This is a genomic window from Microvirga aerophila (assembly GCF_003332305.1).
GTDB classification, from domain to species: domain Bacteria; phylum Pseudomonadota; class Alphaproteobacteria; order Rhizobiales; family Beijerinckiaceae; genus Microvirga; species Microvirga aerophila.
In genome coordinates this window covers 59,467-75,563 of record NZ_QOIO01000012.1, presented here as the reverse complement: position 1 = coordinate 75,563, position 16,097 = coordinate 59,467, and the positions used below count along the sequence as shown (strand labels likewise).

General features: G+C 64.4%; 20 protein-coding genes and 1 tRNA gene. 12 read left to right on the top strand and 9 right to left on the bottom strand.

The window, feature by feature from the left end; translation table 11 throughout:
* Positions 1-214 precede the first annotated feature (214 nt).
* From DRB19_RS08840 to DRB19_RS08825, 4 genes are all read left to right on the top strand, one after another.
* Positions 215-562 carry a hypothetical protein gene (locus DRB19_RS08840; RefSeq protein ID WP_147021693.1) on the top strand — a complete coding sequence of 116 codons (348 nt, stop codon included), beginning with the start codon at positions 215-217 and terminating at the stop codon, positions 560-562.
* 153 nt (positions 563-715) lie between these two features.
* A complete protein-coding gene (locus tag DRB19_RS08835) occupies positions 716-931 on the top strand; it encodes a hypothetical protein (RefSeq protein ID WP_114185672.1) in 216 nt (71 codons plus the stop codon).
* A 68-nt stretch (positions 932-999) separates the two neighbouring features.
* On the top strand, positions 1,000-1,791 hold the full coding sequence (locus DRB19_RS08830) for an enoyl-CoA hydratase-related protein (protein ID WP_114185671.1): 792 nt from the start codon (positions 1,000-1,002) through the stop codon (positions 1,789-1,791).
* 11 nt (positions 1,792-1,802) lie between these two features.
* Positions 1,803-2,009, top strand: a complete 207-nt coding sequence (locus DRB19_RS08825; protein WP_114185670.1) for a hypothetical protein — start codon at positions 1,803-1,805, stop codon at positions 2,007-2,009.
* Between the two features lie 161 nt (positions 2,010-2,170).
* Here the strand turns inward: DRB19_RS08825 and DRB19_RS08820 are convergent, their stop codons facing one another.
* The 3 genes from DRB19_RS08820 to moaA form a co-directional block, all read right to left on the bottom strand.
* The gene (locus DRB19_RS08820) at positions 2,171-3,037 is read right to left on the bottom strand and encodes an NAD(P)-dependent oxidoreductase (protein ID WP_114185669.1); all 867 of its coding nucleotides are present in this window, start codon (positions 3,035-3,037) and stop codon (positions 2,171-2,173) included.
* Between the two features lie 117 nt (positions 3,038-3,154).
* A complete protein-coding gene (locus tag DRB19_RS08815; protein WP_114185668.1) occupies positions 3,155-3,958 on the bottom strand; it encodes a transporter substrate-binding domain-containing protein in 804 nt (267 codons plus the stop codon).
* 78 nt (positions 3,959-4,036) lie between these two features.
* Positions 4,037-5,074: a GTP 3',8-cyclase MoaA gene (moaA, locus tag DRB19_RS08810; protein ID WP_114185667.1), complete on the bottom strand. Its 1,038-nt coding sequence runs from the start codon at positions 5,072-5,074 to the stop codon at positions 4,037-4,039.
* Positions 5,075-5,162: 88 nt separating this feature from the next.
* On the opposite strand from moaA, the gene DRB19_RS08805 reads away from it, so the two are divergent.
* Entirely contained in the window at positions 5,163-5,525 is a 363-nt protein-coding gene (locus DRB19_RS08805; RefSeq protein WP_114185666.1) for a gamma-butyrobetaine hydroxylase family protein, read from the top strand.
* A gap of 178 nt (positions 5,526-5,703) precedes the next feature.
* Here DRB19_RS08805 and DRB19_RS08800 read toward each other — a convergent pair whose 3' ends face one another.
* Positions 5,704-6,288 (bottom strand): L,D-transpeptidase, encoded by a 585-nt coding sequence (locus tag DRB19_RS08800; protein ID WP_114185712.1) that lies wholly within the window; start codon positions 6,286-6,288, stop codon positions 5,704-5,706.
* Between the two features lie 247 nt (positions 6,289-6,535).
* Between DRB19_RS08800 and DRB19_RS08795 the strand changes: the two genes are divergently transcribed.
* Positions 6,536-6,610 (top strand) — tRNA-Val (locus tag DRB19_RS08795).
* Positions 6,611-6,676: 66 nt separating this feature from the next.
* On the opposite strand, the gene DRB19_RS08790 is transcribed toward DRB19_RS08795, so the two are convergent.
* Positions 6,677-7,366, bottom strand: coding sequence for an HAD family hydrolase (locus DRB19_RS08790; RefSeq protein WP_114185665.1), 690 nt, complete (start codon positions 7,364-7,366; stop codon positions 6,677-6,679).
* Between the two features lie 90 nt (positions 7,367-7,456).
* On the opposite strand from DRB19_RS08790, the gene DRB19_RS08785 reads away from it, so the two are divergent.
* The 3 genes from DRB19_RS08785 to DRB19_RS08775 all read left to right on the top strand — a co-directional run bounded on the left by DRB19_RS08785 (position 7,457) and on the right by DRB19_RS08775 (position 9,275).
* Positions 7,457-7,915 (top strand): hypothetical protein, encoded by a 459-nt coding sequence (locus DRB19_RS08785; RefSeq protein ID WP_114185664.1) that lies wholly within the window; start codon positions 7,457-7,459, stop codon positions 7,913-7,915.
* Between the two features lie 130 nt (positions 7,916-8,045).
* Positions 8,046-8,741: a ribose-5-phosphate isomerase RpiA gene (gene rpiA / locus DRB19_RS08780; RefSeq protein ID WP_114185663.1), complete on the top strand. Its 696-nt coding sequence runs from the start codon at positions 8,046-8,048 to the stop codon at positions 8,739-8,741.
* 33 nt (positions 8,742-8,774) lie between these two features.
* A complete protein-coding gene (locus DRB19_RS08775) occupies positions 8,775-9,275 on the top strand; it encodes a DUF2059 domain-containing protein (protein ID WP_114185662.1) in 501 nt (166 codons plus the stop codon).
* A gap of 77 nt (positions 9,276-9,352) precedes the next feature.
* Here the strand turns inward: DRB19_RS08775 and DRB19_RS08770 are convergent, their stop codons facing one another.
* The 4 genes from DRB19_RS08770 to DRB19_RS08755 all read right to left on the bottom strand — a co-directional run bounded on the left by DRB19_RS08770 (position 9,353) and on the right by DRB19_RS08755 (position 12,961).
* The gene (locus tag DRB19_RS08770; protein WP_114185661.1) at positions 9,353-9,892 is read right to left on the bottom strand and encodes a GNAT family N-acetyltransferase; all 540 of its coding nucleotides are present in this window, start codon (positions 9,890-9,892) and stop codon (positions 9,353-9,355) included.
* 48 nt (positions 9,893-9,940) lie between these two features.
* On the bottom strand, positions 9,941-11,440 hold the full coding sequence (locus DRB19_RS08765; RefSeq protein ID WP_114185660.1) for a tripartite tricarboxylate transporter permease: 1,500 nt from the start codon (positions 11,438-11,440) through the stop codon (positions 9,941-9,943).
* Positions 11,441-11,448: 8 nt separating this feature from the next.
* Positions 11,449-11,922, bottom strand: coding sequence for a tripartite tricarboxylate transporter TctB family protein (locus DRB19_RS08760; RefSeq protein WP_114185659.1), 474 nt, complete (start codon positions 11,920-11,922; stop codon positions 11,449-11,451).
* A 67-nt stretch (positions 11,923-11,989) separates the two neighbouring features.
* Positions 11,990-12,961 carry a Bug family tripartite tricarboxylate transporter substrate binding protein gene (locus DRB19_RS08755; RefSeq protein ID WP_114185658.1) on the bottom strand — a complete coding sequence of 324 codons (972 nt, stop codon included), beginning with the start codon at positions 12,959-12,961 and terminating at the stop codon, positions 11,990-11,992.
* Between the two features lie 138 nt (positions 12,962-13,099).
* On the opposite strand from DRB19_RS08755, the gene DRB19_RS08750 reads away from it, so the two are divergent.
* From DRB19_RS08750 to DRB19_RS08740, 3 genes are read left to right on the top strand one after another with little or no spacing between them, the layout of a single operon-like run.
* On the top strand, positions 13,100-14,359 hold the full coding sequence (locus DRB19_RS08750) for an O-antigen ligase family protein (RefSeq protein ID WP_114185657.1): 1,260 nt from the start codon (positions 13,100-13,102) through the stop codon (positions 14,357-14,359).
* The gene (gene gor, locus DRB19_RS08745) at positions 14,356-15,741 is read left to right on the top strand and encodes a glutathione-disulfide reductase (protein ID WP_114185656.1); all 1,386 of its coding nucleotides are present in this window, start codon (positions 14,356-14,358) and stop codon (positions 15,739-15,741) included. Before DRB19_RS08750 ends, gor begins: the two co-directional genes overlap by 4 nt.
* A 57-nt stretch (positions 15,742-15,798) precedes the next feature.
* Entirely contained in the window at positions 15,799-16,026 is a 228-nt protein-coding gene (locus tag DRB19_RS08740; protein WP_114185655.1) for a hypothetical protein, read from the top strand.
* The last annotated feature ends 71 nt before the right edge of the window (positions 16,027-16,097 follow it).

The following is a 16,097-nucleotide window of genomic DNA, read 5'->3' as shown; positions in this document are numbered from 1 at the left end:
GAGGAACGGCCAAGGATATGGTGCGTTGTTCATTGAGGACCCTGGAACTGTTTTGGCCGAATCCCGTCTAAGTCCGCAGGCGCCGGAGCATATCGGGACCTGAGGGCTGAAGCGGCCTTTCCAGGCTGCTCCAGCCAATCTGATCGACCGCATGAAAGCGAACTTTTGTTCGTGTATGGCGGCCTGCACGGACGTTCCTGAAAAGGACGCACCCATGAACACCCATTGCTATTCAGTCGGAGAGCGCGTGCTCTATACGCGGCAGCGCATTTCCCACCTGTCCTGGAAGGCTCCCTACACGGTCACCCGTTGCCTGGCCTCGGACCAGATGGAACCTCAATACGAAATCCGCTCCGCCCACGGCGCGTACCAGCGTCTGGCCTCGGAGCACGAGCTGACCCGGATGGCCGTGCCGGCGCAGGCGTTTCATCCCGCCGAAGCGCTGAGCCCGCTCGACTTCTTCAGTCCGAATGAGGCCGCCAATAACAATCTTCTCCCGGCCGCAGGTCTGCCTCGCAGGGCTTGGCACAAGAACGAGCGACCGTCCTCAAGGCACGGATAAGGGGCCATGTACCGTCCATTGATCGCCCTCAGCGAAACCCAGCGAACGATTTTGTCCCTTGCAGGGCTGGGTGTCGTGTTCGCCTTCGGGATGTTCTGCATTCTTCTGCTTTGATCGAGAATGGGCCTCGTCAGCCCCAGCGAAAGGACGCGAATGTCCCAGCATGTCTACGCCCGTGGGCAGCATGTCAGCTTCACGGATCCCCGTTTCCTGGGCGACGCATGGTCCGGAGCCTTCGTCATCACCGAACTCCTGCCCTTGGGCCAGGGCGATCCGCAATATAGGATCAAAAGCACTGGCGAGACCTACAACCGGGTGGCTTTCGAGCGCCAGCTGAGCGCTCATTTCCGCATCTTCAGGCCTGTGTGAAGCGACCCCTCCTAGCGACCGCCCGAACTCCGCCCTATGCTCAAGCTCGACGAGATGGAGCTTGAAGCATGAACCTGACGACCCTGCGCTGCACGCTAGCTGGCCCTGTCGCGACCATCACCCTTGCGCGGGCCGACAAGCTGAATGCGCTCAATGCGGCCATGCATGCGGAGCTGCGTGAAACCCTCGACCGGGTCGCGCAGGACGATGCGGTCCGCGTGGTGGTGCTGACCGGGGAGGGGCGGGCCTTCTCCTCGGGCCAGGACCTCACGGAGGACCTGCCTCGCGATGCGCAAGGGCGCGTCGATCTCGGGCCGCCGCTCGCGCGCGACTACAATCCCCTGGTGCTCAAGCTCGCCAATTACCCGAAGGTGACGATCGCGGCCCTGAACGGACCCGCTGTCGGCGCGTCGATGAATATCGCGCTTGCCTGCGACATGGTAGTGGCGGCCCGCTCGGCTTACCTGCAAGAGGCCTTCGCCAAGATCGCACTGATTCCGGATGCGGGCGGAACCTGGATCCTGCCGCGTCTCGTCGGCCCCAAACAGGCTCTGGCGCTCATGCTCAGCGCCGAGCCCATTCCGGCCGAGGAGGCGAAAGCCATGGGGCTTGTCTATAAGGTGTTCGAGGACGCGGCCTTCGCGGACGACGTTGCGGTCTTCGCGGCAAATATTGCCGAAGGTCCAGGCCTGGCCTATCGCCTCACCAAGCACGCAGTCGCCCAAAGCCTTTCGAACGATCTGGCGGCGCAGCTCGCCCTTGAGGCGAAGCTCCAGAGCGAGGCGGGCTTCAGCCACGATTTCATGGAGGGCATCATGGCGTTCCGGGAGAAGCGCTCACCCCGGTTCGAGGGACGGTGAGGAGACAAAGCATGCGCCCCGGCTATCTTATTCTTTTCCTTGTCACCCTGAGCGCCGTTATCGGGCTGTTCATGTCGCGGGATCCCGAACGCGCCGAGCGCTTGTCGCAGATGTATCGCGACGCCGCCTTCTCGGGCGAGTCGCGCCAGATCGTGCTCGCCTTGCTCGCCGTCGGCATCGGCGCATTCATCGTCTACCTGACGGTGACGAGGCGGTAGAAAATCCTACCCGACGTCATTCCGGGGCCGCAAAGCGGAGCCCGGAACCCATACACACTAACGGTGCAGAAAGAGGCGAGACGCGTCACGCTTGGTTCTGAAAGGCTGGCGTCTATGGGTTCCGGGCTCTCGCTATCAGTCGCCCCGGAAAGATGTGGCGCTCACTTCTCGAGCCGCGCGAGCAGGCTCGACGTGTCCCAGCGGTTGCCGCCCATGCGCTGGACCTCGGCATAGAACTGGTCGACGAGGGCCGTGATCGGCAGACTTGCGCCGTTCTTGCGCGCTTCGCCCAGGACGATCGACAGGTCCTTGCGCATCCAGTCCACCGCGAAGCCGAAATCGAACTTGCCCTGGTTCATGGTCTTGCCGCGGTTTTCCATCTGCCAGGACCCCGCCGCGCCCTTGGAGATCACGTCGAGGACCGCCTCGATGTCGAGCCCGGCCTTCTTGCCGAAATGGATGCCCTCGGAGAGCCCCTGCACAAGACCCGCGATGCAGATCTGGTTGACCATCTTGGTCAGCTGGCCCGCCCCGGCAGGCCCCATCAGGCGGCAGGCGCGTGCGAAGCTCATGATGACCGGCTCGGCCTTGGCGTAGGCCTCCTCGTCGCCGCCGCACATGACCGTTAGAACGCCGTTTTCGGCACCCGCCTGACCGCCGGAGACCGGCGCGTCCACGAAGGCCGCGCCCTTTTGTTTGGCGGCCGCATGGAGGTCACGCGCGGCTTCGGCCGAAGCGGTGGTGTGGTCCACGAAGAGGCTGCCCGCCGTCAGGTTGTGGAATGCGCCGTCAGGCCCGAGTGTCACTTGGCGCAGGTCGTCGTCGTTGCCGACGCAGGCGAAAACGATCTCCTGTCCCTCGGCGGCCTCGCGCGGGGTGCGGGCTGCCCATCCGCCATTTTCCGATACCCACTTGTCGGCTTTCTCGGCCGTGCGGTTATAGACCGTCACCTCGTGGCCCTTGGCCGCGAGATGCCGCGCCATGGGGTATCCCATCACGCCTAAACCCAGAAAAGCGACCTTCGCCATCACCTGCTCCCTTTGTCGGTGCTTCGGTTCTAGAGCCTGTTCAGCAAAAGTGGAAACCGGTTTTGCGGCTGATCACACGCCTTTACCGAATGGAGCGCAGGCGCGGGTCGAACGCCTCTACTTGATGTCGATCGAAAAATACTTGGCGCGGATGCGGTCATAGGTGCCGTCCGCCATCGCCTTGGCGATGGCGCCGTCAAAGCGCGCTTTAAGGTCCTGATCGTTGAGGCGAAGGCCAATTCCGTAGGCCTGGTAGTGAAAAGCCGGATCGGCGGGCGCATCGGCGATGATGCGGCAGCATGCGCCTTCGCGGCTTTCGAGGAATTTCGACAGCGCCAGCTTGTCGCCGAAAACGGCATCGAGACGCCCGGTCAGCAGGTCGAGATTGGCTTCCTCGATCTTGGAATAGACCTGGATCTCGGAGGAATTGTAGAACTGCTCGAGATAGGCGGCGTGGTCGCTGCGGTCCGTTGTGCCGATCTTCTTCTCGGCGAGGCCCTCCGGAGTGACGCGGTCGATGTCCGTGTCCCTCTGGCCGATGAAGGAGGCCGGGATGCGGTAGTACGGGATCGAGAAGGCGATGCGCTTCCGCCGCCGCTCGTTGATCTCGAGCGAAGACATGATCGCATCGTACTCGCGGTTGATGAGGCCGCGGATGATCCCGTCCCATTCGTGCTGCGTCAGCAAGCATTCGGCCTTCATGGCGTCGCACAGGGCCTTGAGGAGATCGACCTCGAAACCTTGCAGCTCGCCGCTCTGATCCATGTAGTTGAAGGGCGGATAGGCGCCTTCGACGGCAACGCGGATCACCGGCTTTGCCGGCGCGGCCATGTCCTGCGCCGCAGCCGAAAGGCTTGAGCCCAGCCCCAGCGCGAAGCCTGCAAGCAGTGTCAGATGTCGCCCGAAGCTCAACGCGTTCACGAAGGGTGCTGCCTGAATGTCCGGGTCGATATTCCCTTAAAGTCCTTAATAGTCAATCAAATGGCGGCCCGGCCGAGCCTAGCCGCCCGTCACGCTCATGTGGCGGCTCAGGGCGGGCCGCGAGTGACGCCGGTCGATGATGAAATCGTGGCCCTTCGGCTTGCGGGCAATGGCGTCGTTAATGGCCTGCCGAAGCGCCGCATCCCCGTCCGACACCCGGACCGGCGCACGCAGATCGGCCGCGTCTTCCTGGCCCAGACACATGAAGAGCTGGCCTGTGCAGGTCAGCCGCACGCGGTTGCAGCTTTCGCAGAAATTGTGAGTCATTGGCGTGATGAAACCCAGGGTCCCGCCGGTCTCGGCGATGCGAACGTAGCGGGCGGGGCCACCCGTCCGATGATCCATATCCTCCAGGGGATAGCGCGCTCCCAGGCGCGCCCGCACCACCGACAGGGGAAGGAACTGGTCGATGCGCTGGCCGTCGATCTCGCCGAGCGGCATCACCTCGATGAGGGTGAGGTCCATGCCGCGCCCATGGGCCCATTCCAGGAGACGTTCGATCTCATCCTCGTTGACGCCCTTGAGCGCCACCGTGTTGATCTTGATTCGCAGACCGGCTCCTTGAGCGGCGTCGAGGCCCGCCATGACCTTCGAGAGCTCGCCCCACCGGGTGATGCGGCGGAACTTGTCCGGGTCGAGGGTGTCGAGGGAGACGTTGACGCGCTTCACGCCGCAGGCCGCAAGCTCCGCCGCATGACGGGCGAGCTGCGAGCCGTTGGTCGTGACGGTGAGTTCGTCCAGGGCGCCTGAGGACAGGTGGCGGGATAGGGACCGGAACAGGGTCATGATGTCCCGGCGCACCAGCGGTTCGCCGCCGGTGATGCGCAGCTTGCGAACGCCCTGGTCGACGAAGACCGAACAGATCCGATCGAGCTCTTCCAGAGTCAGCAGGTCGCGCTTCGGCAGGAACGCCATGTCCTCCGACATGCAGTAGACGCAGCGAAAATCGCAACGGTCCGTCACCGAGACGCGCAGGTACGTGATGGCGCGACCGAAGGGGTCGAGCAGGGGCGCGCCGGCCTCAGGAGAGGTGAGCTGGATCGAAGGTCCCCGCATCGGGTAAAGCCATCCGTGTGGTGAGTGCTTGCTTTAAGATGGGTTCTCTAGCAGCTACCGTCAAATCACCATTGACGTAGGGGGAATCATGACGCCCGCGCGCTGGCCGACGGAACTTCGCCTGTCCAAGGACAAGCGAACCCTGCGCATTGCCTTCGATGACGGCTCGGCCTTCGACCTGCCGGCCGAATACTTGAGAATCGCAAGTCCATCCGCCGAGGTTCAGGGACACGGCCCGGCGGATCGCAAGACGGTGCCGGGAAAACACCTGGTCGAGATCATCGGCGTCGAGCCGGTGGGCAACTACGCCGTGAAGCTCATCTTCGACGACCTGCACGACACCGGAATTTATGGCTGGGATTATCTCCACAAGCTCGGGGCCGAGCAGGAGGAGCGCTGGCGGGCCTATCTCGACGAATTGGCCGCCAAGGGGCTCTCGCGGGACCGGTAGACGGGAGCGCCGCTCCCATCATGCCCGTCCTTGTGCCGGGTATCCACGCCTTGTAGCGCGACGGTTATAGACGTGGATGGCCGGGACGAGCCCGGCCATGACGACCGATAGGGCGCGCCCAAAATGAAATCACCGGCCAGTGGCCGGTGACGATGTTAAAGAGCCGTGCAGGATGCGATCAGCGCTGGACGATGACGCGGGCGCCGACCCTGGCGCGGTTGTACAGGTCCACCACGTCTTCGTTCGTCATGCGGATGCAGCCCGACGATACGGCCTCGCCGATCGTCTCCGGCTCGTTCGAGCCGTGGATGCGGTAGATGGTGCTGCCGATATACATGGCGCGCGCGCCGAGCGGGTTGTCAGGACCGCCGGCCATGTAGCGCGGCAGGTCGGGACGGCGCTTCAGCATGGCCGCCGGGGGACGCCAATCCGGCCATTCGCGCTTCATGGTGATGGAGTGGCTGCCAGCCCAGGTGAAGCCGGGACGACCGACGCCGACGCCGTATTGGATGGCTTGGCCGTTGCCCAGGACGTAGTAGAGGCGGCGCTCGCTCGTGGAGACGACGATCGTGCCTGGAGCATAGCGTCCGTCGAACGAGACGACCTGGCGCTGAGTCGGCGCAGCCTGGGCCTTCAGGGCCTCATCGGCGCTGTAGAGGGGCTGGCGGGTGAGCGGATCGATAGCCGTAAAAGCTGCAGCCGGCGTCGCAAGAGCGACGAAGGCGCAGGCAAGCCCGTAGAGAGCAGCGCGGTTGCGTCCCATAATTGCCTCGAAATGAACAAGTTTGATGCGGGTTCCGTGATTGCTCAACGCAACAGCCGCGTTTCAGATCCATGCATTATCAGAGGTTTGACAAAGAATCCTAGTGCAACGCTGCCACATTTCGGCCACGTCGTAACCGACTGGTTAAGGCCCCGCTGACACAATTCGCCGACGCGAATTAGTTGAAGGTGTTTCCGATTCTTTGGCTTGACGTCAGGGGTTTAAGGACTCTAGAAGGCCCTTGTCAGGGCGCGTAGCTCAGCGGGAGAGCATTCGCTTCACACGCGAAGGGTCACAGGTTCAATCCCTGTCGCGCCCACCATTCCTTCCTGACAGCCAAGTTCACAATCATGTGTGCGCCCAAGCTTGGGGCGCCTTGTCGTGGCTTTCAGGCGGCGATCGGCTTCAACAGATTCTCCACCGCGTCGAAGAGCTCGTCGAAATGCTCGATCACCAGATCGGGCCCGAGTTCCTGGACCGGAACCTCCGTATAGCCGAACGGCACGGCGATGACCGGGATCCGGGCGTTCTTCGCCGTGACGATATCGGTCCGCGAATCGCCGATCATGATGGCTCTGCTCGGATGTCCGCCCGCCCGCTCGATGGTGAGGGTCAGATGCCGGGGGTCCGGCTTGAAATAGGGGAACGTGTCCCGGCCGCAATTGGCCGCGAAGCGATGGCCGACGCCCAGCTCGTCGAGCAGCTTGACCGAATGCGCCTCCATCTTGTTGGTGCAGACGGCCAGGATGAAACCCGCCTCCTCGAGCCGGTCGAGCGCAGCGTCCACTCCCGGATAGAGCTGTGTCCTGATGCAGATGTTCTGGCTGTAGTGAGTCATGAACTGGCGGAAGAGCTCATCGAGATGCGTGGGCGCCAGCTCCTTGCCGGCAGCCTCGAAGCCCCGCTCGATCAAGGCGCGGGCGCCGATTCCGATCATGTCACGGGCAGCTTCCACCGGCACGGGGGACACGCCCTCCTGCGCCAGGATGACGTTGAGGGTCCCGACGAGATCGCCAGCCGTGTCTGCCAGGGTTCCGTCCAGATCGAAGACGGCGATAGGGGGGGTATGAATGGCCATAGAGGTCGGCTACCTGCTGAAGTCGCGGGAATCAAGCATGACGATGATATGTTGGTCTGGTTGATTCGTTCTTACCGGATGGAGTGATGAATGCGCCTTGTTGGTTCTGCGCGGTATCTTTCGATGGCCCTCGTGCTTGGAGCCCTGGCGTCTCCTGTTCTGGCTGCACCCTATGATTTCGTGCCGGCTCCGCAAAACGACCTCAACCGTATCTATCGGATCGACAGGGTGACCGGGGAGGTCACGTCCTGCCAGTATGGTCTGCAGGAAGGCACAATTGGGGTCACCCTGTGCTTCAGCGGTGGCGAAGGGGCAGGGGCTCAGACGCCCGGCGAGTATGGTCTTGTGGCGTCCCGCCACGAGCGGGAAGGGGGCGTCTTCCGGGTCAATTACCGCACGGGCGAGATGAGCATCTGCTACGTGTTCGACGAGCGCGTGGTCTGCACTCCGCAGACGAGCCCGTCCCCCACGGCAGCGGCGTCCGCGCCTGCGCCCGCTGCGACCCCGAGCGTGCGCCCCGGCACGGGCGCTTCGCCGCAGCGGCCGTGAAAACGGGCTTTTTCAGTCATCCGCGATTCACATGGGATATGAAACGTTCTTTCTTCCCATCCAACTTACGTGCTAGAGGCGTGCCGCCCGGCGCCGCCACTGCGACGAAAATTATCAGAGGTCATCTAAGTTGAGCGACAATCTCAAGCGCGCAGCAGCCGAGCGGGCCGCCTCCCTGGTATCGGACGGCATGAGGCTCGGTCTTGGCACGGGCTCGACGGCGGCGCATTTCGTTGCCGCCATCGGCGAGCGGGTGCGGGGCGGGCTCAAAGTCGTGGGTGTGCCCACCTCCGAGGCGACCCGCGCGCAGGCCGAGCGTGAAGGAATCCCCCTGTCGACCCTCGACGAGACGCCGGAACTCGACCTGACGGTCGATGGTGCGGACGAGCTCGATGACGAGCTGCGCCTCATCAAGGGCGGCGGCGGCGCTCACCTGCGGGAGAAGATCGTTGCGTCCGCAAGCCGGCGGATGATCGTGATCGCGGACGGGTCGAAGCGCGTGGCGAAGCTCGGGCGCTTTCCTCTGCCGATCGAGGTTGCGCCGTTTGGCCTCAAAGTGACCGAGATCGCCATCTCGAAGCTGTTCTCAAGCCTCGACCTGAGCGGGGACCTCCGTCTCAGGCAATCCGCCGACGGAGCGCCCTTCATCACGGATGGGGGACATTTCATCCTCGATGCGCATCTCGGACGCATCGAAAAGCCGAACGTGCTCGCCTCGACGCTCAACTACATCCCGGGCGTCGTCGAACACGGTCTTTTCCTGGGCCTTGCCACCGGTGCGATCCTCGCGACCGATCAGGGGCTCGTCGAACTCGGTCAGATCTGACCGCCCATTCTCTTGCTTGGAGTCGATATTCCCATGATCCGTTCCGCTTCCCGACTGGCCGCGACCTCGGTCGCGCTCTTCATGCTGGCCAGCCCCGCCTTCGCTCAGGGGCAGCCGAGCGCCAACCATCTGGCCCTGGCGCGCGAGGTCGCCGTCAACTCCGGCATGACCCGCTCGTTCGACGCCATGACCGAGCCGCTGCTGGCTCAGCTCCAGCAGATGAACGTCACCCGTCCGGAGATCAAGCAGGACCTCGATCAGGTCGTCACGACGCTGCGGCCCGAGGTCGAGCAGCACAAGCAGAAGATGATCGACAATGCGGCGCGCGCCTTCGCGTCCCGCATGACCGAGGCGGAGCTCAAGGAGGTCGCGGCCTTCTACAAGACGCCCGCGGGCAAGAAATACGTCGAGGTGCAGCCGGTCCTCCTCGACGACATCGTCAAGGATCTCGCGACTTGGACGCAGAACGTGTCGGAATACATCATGATCCGCGCCCGCGCCGAGATGAGCAAGAAGGGCCATCAGCTGCAATAAGGCTGACGCCGCATTCCTAACACGACAAAGGCCCGGCTCGACTGGGCCTTTTGTTTGTCGGGATGACTGGTTTGCCCTCAGTCCTCGCGGACGAGCAGGATCACGGGATGGTCCTTGTAGGTCACGCGGGCGGATTCGGCGTAGCCGCATTTTTCCGCAACGCGCAGCGACGGGGCATTGTCGGGATCGATGATGCAGAAGGAGCGGGCGTTGCCGAAGCGCGTTTCGCCCCATGCGAGGGCCGCGCCCACCGCTTCCGTCGCATGGCCCTTGCCCTGCGCCTCCAGGGCGAAGACCCAGCCGGCCTCGGGAAGATCGGGCGGAGGTGGCTCAATGTCCCGTTTTATGTGGCTCAGGCCGACCAGACCCGCGAAGGCGCCGGTGGTCTTGTCCTCGACCACCCAATAGCCGAAGCCCAGCAACGACCAGTGTCCCGCATTGCGCAGGAACTTGCCCCAGGCTTCTTCCGTTCCGGACGGCTTGCCGGTCCCGATGAAACGGACCGTTTCCGCATCGCCCCACAGGGCCGCGCATGCGGGAAAATCCGCAAGCGTTGGCGCGCGCAGGCGCAGGCGGTTCGTCTCGAGAACCGGCGCGAGGATCGGTCTGTCGTTCACTACGCTACCTCGAATGCATCGGCGCGGCTGTAAGAGCGGCCGGGGCGACTAATCTTCGACGGCCTTGAACCGCCCGAGGCCCTTCAGCACGAACGGGGCGATGAGGGCCACGAGCGCGATGAACAGGAGCGTCGCTGAGATCGGGCTCTGCAGCAGCACCATCGGGTCGCCGAGGCTGATCGAGAGGGCGCGCCGCAGCTGGCTTTCGGCGACGGGTCCGAGGATGAGACCCACCACCACCGGGGCGATCGGGAAGTCGAACCGTCTCATGAGGAAGCCCAGGATGCCGAACACCGTGAGCATGATGAGCTCGACCGGCGACGGATTCGCCGCGATGGTCCCCATGGTGGCGAAGACCAGGATGCCCGCATAGAGCCAGGGCTGCGGGATCGCGAGCAGGCGCACCCAAAGGCCAACCAGCGGCAGGTTCAGCACCAGCAGCATCGCGTTGGCGATGAACAGGCTGGCGATGAGGCCCCAGACCAGATCCGGCCGGTCGGCGAAGAGCAGGGGGCCCGGGTTGAGGCCGTATTGCTGGAAGCCGGCCAGCATCATGGCGGCGGTGGCGGAGGTCGGCAGGCCGAGCGTCAGCAACGGCACCAGGGTGCCGGCCGCCGCTGCGTTGTTGGCGGCCTCGGGGCCCGCCACGCCTTCGATGGCGCCCTTGCCGAAATCCTCCGGGTGCTTCGTCAGGCGCTTCTCGGTCGCATAGGACAGGAAGGTGGGGATCTCTGCGCCGCCGGCGGGAAGCGCCCCGATGGGGAAGCCGTAGGCGGTTCCCCGCAACCAGGGCAGCCACGAGCGCTTCCAGTCCTCCTTGGTCATCCAGAGGGAGCCGCGGACGGGTTCGAGCTTCTCCTCGTGGATATGGCGGCGGGAGGCGACGTAAAGCGCTTCGCCCACGGCGAAGAGGCCGACCGCCAGGGTCGTCACCTCGATGTTGTCGTAGAGCTCAGGAACCCCGAAGCTCAACCGGGACTGGCCGGACAGGATGTCGATGCCCACGAGGCCGAGCAGCAGGCCAATGAACAGGCTGGTAAGGCCTCGGACCGGAGAATCGCCGAAGGTGGCCGAGACGGTGACGAAGGCCACCACCATGAGGGCGAAGTAGTCCTCGGGGCCGAAGCTCACTGCGATATCGACCAAGTAGGGGGCCAGCAGCGAGAGCCCAAGGGTCGCGATGGTGCCGGCCACGAAGGAGCCGATGGCCGCCGTGGCAAGCGCCGGTCCGCCGCGACCGGCCTTGGCCATCAGGTTGCCTTCAAGCGCGGTGGCCATGGAGGCGCTCTCCCCCGGCGTATTGATCAGGATTGCGGTGGTCGAACCGCCGTACATGCCGCCGTAATAGATGCCCGCGAACATGATGATGGAGCCTGCGGGGTCGAGCTTGAACGTGATCGGCAGAAGCAGCGCCACTGTGAGCGCCGGGCCGATGCCCGGCAGTACGCCCACGGCCGTGCCGAGCAGAACGCCGATGAGGGCGAAGAGCAGGTTCATCGGCTGGATCGCGACGGTCAGACCGTGCGCAAGCGAAACAAAGGCATCCATGGCCGGCCTCAGATCAGGCGTTCAAGGGGGCCTGCCGGGAGCGACAGGGCGAGCAGCTTCGAGAAGAGGACGTAGACCAGCACGGCCAGCACGAGGCCGATCAGGAAATCAACCAGGAAGGCCCGGCGGCCAAAGGCCCTGGAGGTGGTCGCGAATAGGATCGCGGTGCCGAGAATGAACCCGCCGCCGAGCCCGATGAGCGCGATCAGGCAGACGAGGCCACCGAGGATCAGGACGATGGGCATCCAGTCAAGGCTGTCTCGGGCCGGAAGGTCGCCCCGGAGGGCACCGATTCCGTTGCCGATGGCAAGCAGAACAAGGCACGTCGAGACCACGATGGGCATGACCTTCGGGCCGAGGTCATAGGGCGACAGGATCTGAAGCTTGGTCATGTCCCACCAGACCAATCCGGCCAGGACAAGGAGAACGAGAGCGATGACGAGGCCTGCCACGTCGACGCGCCGTTGCGGAGATGGGGTCATGGAGCGATCCAAAAGAGAAGCGCCGCGCTCGATGACGCGGCGCTTCTTATGGCATTTATCCGGAAAATCAGGACTTCACCAGTCCTACTGCGGTCAGTACCTCCTTGGTGCGGTTCTGCTCATCAGCCAGATTCTTGGTGAAGGCGTCACCGGACATGTAGGCGTCTTCCCAGCCCTTCTGCTTCAGGAGATCCTGCCATTCCTTGGACTTGGCCATGCGGTCCATGGCATCGGTCAGGGCCTTCTTCTGATCGGCCGAGATGCCGGGAGGAGCCACGACGGCGCGCCAGTTGGCGATTTCCAGATCGATGCCCTGCTCCTTGATGGAGGGCACGTCCACATTCGCGGTCTTCTTAGCGGAGGTCAGGCCGATGAGGCGCAGCTTGCCCGCCTTAACCTGGCTTTCGAACTCGCCGTAGCCGGAAATGCCTGCCGTCACCTTGCCGCCGAGGATGGCCGCCAGGGCCTCGCCGCCGCCCGAGAACGGGATGTAGTTGATCTTGGTCGGATCGGCCCCTGCCGCCTTGGCGAAGAGCGCCGCAGCGATGTGATCGACGCCGCCCGCGGAGCCGCCGGCCCAGGTCACCTTGGCCGGATCGGCCTTGATGGCGGCCGCGAGTTCCCTGGCGTCCTTGATGGGCGAGTTGGCCGGCACCACGATCGCCTCGTACTCCGTCGTCAGACGGGCGATGGGGGTCGTCTGGTCGAGGGTGACGGGGGATTTGTTGGTGAGGAGCGCGCCCACCATGACGTAGCCCATGACCATGAGCTGGTTGCCGTCGCCCTTGGAGTTGTTGACGAACTGGGCGATGCCGATGGAGCCGCCCGCGCCCGGAACGTTGGTGACCTGCACGCTCTTGGCGATGCCGGACTGGCTCAAGACCTGCTGCATGGAGCGCGCGGTCTGGTCCCAGCCGCCGCCAGGGGCTGCCGGAGCCATGATCTTCAGCTCCATCTGGGCCGCTGCCGACGTTACGAAGCCGGCCACGGCGGCCGCCGCGAGCGCGCCGCGCCAAAGGCCTTTGCGATATTGGCTCATCTGTTTCCTCCCGGGAAAACTGTTACGCTTGACCGTGCTTTAAGAGCACGTCCTGCGTCAAAGCGTAAAGTCCCAATTGCAAGGCGGCAAGCGCTTGGTTCTTTATCCCCGCCGAACCTTGGCGTAAGAGCCTTGCGCATGAATGCGATTGGGACAGTATCCATCGGCAGCCCTGCATCGGTCCGCCGGCTCCAGGCGGCGGAGATGTTGTGGCGTGTGGCCCTGGGGGGGCTGGCGGTGATGCCGCTGGCGATGGCGGTGGCGCATCGGTCGACCCCTCTGTTTCTCGGGGTGAGCGCGCTTTCCGCCCTCGGGGCAACGGCTCTCGAAGGACGCTTTCGCCAGCTCGTGCGCGAGAGCGCCTCGGCCCTGTTCCGTCCAACGGGCATAGCTGTGCTGGCCTTTCTGGCCTTGAGCGTGATCTCGATCTCGTGGAGCCAGTTCAACGACATTTCGATCCAGGCTCTCGGGGAATTCTGGCTTCCCATCGCGGGCGCCTTCATTCTATGCCAGGTTCTTCCCAAGCGCATGACGCGCCAGGCCTTCTGGATGCTTGCAGGTTCGGTGGCCGCCGCTTGCCTGCTGATCATCGTTGAACTCGAGACCGGTCTCACCCTGCGGCGAAGCCTCGGGATGCGGGCCGACAGCTTCATCTTCAACCGGCCTAGTCTGACCCTTCTGGTCCTGCTGCCGCCTCTGCTGGTCTGGCTCGTGACCCAGATCCCCCGGGGCTGGGCCGTCGCTCTCGCGATCCTCGTGCTGGTTGGCGCAGCGGTCGCTCGGTCCGACAGCGGCGCGGCGGGGCTTGGCCTGATCGTGATGGGCCTCGCATTCGTGTCGGCTTGGGCGTCGGTTCGGGCGACCGCAATCGTGATGGCGGCGGGGTTCGTGGCCGCCATGGCCATGGCTCCCTTCCTGGGGCCGATCAGCGAAAGCCTGATCCCCCCGGCCGTGCACAAGGCCTTGGCGGGCGGCCACTCCCGGGAGAGGGTTGCGGTTTGGCAGAGCTTCGGCGCTGCGGTGCGGGTCCAGCCTGGCCTCGGGGCAGGTTTCGGCATGAGTCCGCGGATGCGGAAGTCGAAGATCGTGTGGAAGGTCCCGAAGGAGCATCGGCGCTTCCTGGGGATCGGGCACCCCCACAACCTGCCGCTTCAGATCTGGACGGAGCTTGGCATGGTCGGCGCCGTCCTGGCCCTGGCGATTGTCCTTCTGGTCATCCGCGCCATCTGCCGCCAATCCCGTCTTGTCGCGAGCACGTCCCTGGCCCTGCTTGCGGCGGCGGGAGCCGTTGCTCTCGTGGGCCACGGCGCGTGGCAGGGGTGGTGGGCGGCCTCACTCGGAGCCTCTGTCGCATGGATGCTCGCAACTTGCAGAACCCGGCTGGAGACAAGGCCATGAGCCAATTCGACATCGACCTCTTCGTCATCGGCGCCGGGTCCGGCGGCGTTCGCGCGGCCCGCATCGCGGCAGGCTACGGCGCGAAGGTGATGATCGCCGAGGAATACCGGGTCGGCGGCACCTGCGTCATCCGCGGCTGCGTGCCGAAAAAGCTCATGGTCTACGCGAGCCGTTACTCGCACGAGTTTGAAGAGGCTGCGGGATTCGGCTGGGACGTTGGAGAGCCCCGTTTCGACTGGGAGACCCTGATCCGCAACAAGGACAGGGAAATCGACCGCCTGGAAGGGATCTACCGGACCAATCTCGAAAAGGCGGGCGTCGAGATCGTGAACAGCCGCGCGGTGATCGAGGATAACCATACGGTCCACGTCCTGGCGACCGGCGAGCGCATCCGGGCGCGCTATATCCTGGTCGCGGTGGGTGCGCACCCGACCTTGGAGCCGGTCATCCCAGGAGGGGAACTGGGTATCACGTCCAACGAGGTGTTCCACCTGAAGGAGCTGCCCAAGCGCATCATGATCGTGGGCGGCGGCTATATCGCGGTGGAGTTCGCGGGCGTCTTCGCCGGGCTCGGTAGCGAGGTCACGCTCCTGCACCGGGGCGACAAGCTCCTGCGCGGCTTCGACGACGATGTGCGCGAGGCGCTGGGTGCGGCCTATGCCCACCGCGGGATCAATCTGGCGCTGGGCAGGACGGCGACGCGCCTGGACAAGACCCCGGATGGCATCGCCGCCACCCTGTCGGACGGTTCGGTCGTCACGGTCGATCAGGTCCTGGTCGCGACCGGCCGGAGGCCTAACACAGCGGGGCTCGGCCTGGAGACGGTCGGCATCGCCGTCGACGAGGTCGGAGCCATCCCGGTCGACTCCTATTCCCAGACCCTGATTCCGTCGGTCTACGCGGTCGGCGACGTGACGAACCGGGCCAACCTGACTCCCATCGCCATCCGCGAGGGCCACGCCTTCGCCGACACGGTGTTCGGCGACCGGCCGACCATCGTCGACCACGACCTGATCCCCACGGCTGTCTTCTCCACCCCGGAAATCGGCGTCATCGGCTGCAGCGAGGCCGCGGCCTGGTCCCGCTATGGCGACATCGACGTGTACAAGACGGCTTTCCGGCCCATGAAGGCAACCCTGTCAGGCGCTCAGGACCGGGTGCTGATGAAGCTCATCGTCGACAAAGCGACCGACCGGGTGGTGGGCGTCCATATCGTCGGGCATGATGCCGGCGAAATGATCCAGCTCGCCGGCGTCGCCGTGACCATGGGAGCCACGAAGGCTGATTTCGACCGCACCGTCGCGGTCCATCCGACCGCTTCGGAAGAGCTGGTGACGATGCGCACGCCCTACATGGTCAAGAAGCCGGTGGCGGTGGGGTAGGAGTGCTCCTCACCAAGTGAGCGAGCGGCAGCAGAATAGAGTTGCAGGAAGGCGCCATTGAGCCTTGTTCATAACGAGCAGACTAAGCTTACGGCGACTGCGCTCAATAACATCGCGGTCGCCTTCGTGATTGCGGGCTTCGTCGGCCCGGTGGTCGCCCTCGGCTATGGTTCGGACGCCTTGCCGAGAGGTGGAATCGCCATTGCCGTGAGCTTCATTTGGCTTTTCGTTGGGTTCATCCTACATTCTATAGCGAAGCTGATCCTGAGGGACCTGGAGCCATGACCATCCTGGAAGCCTATGTCTATTTTGGCATTCCCGTGATCGCCGTCGCCATGGGCCTTGGCGCCCTGTGG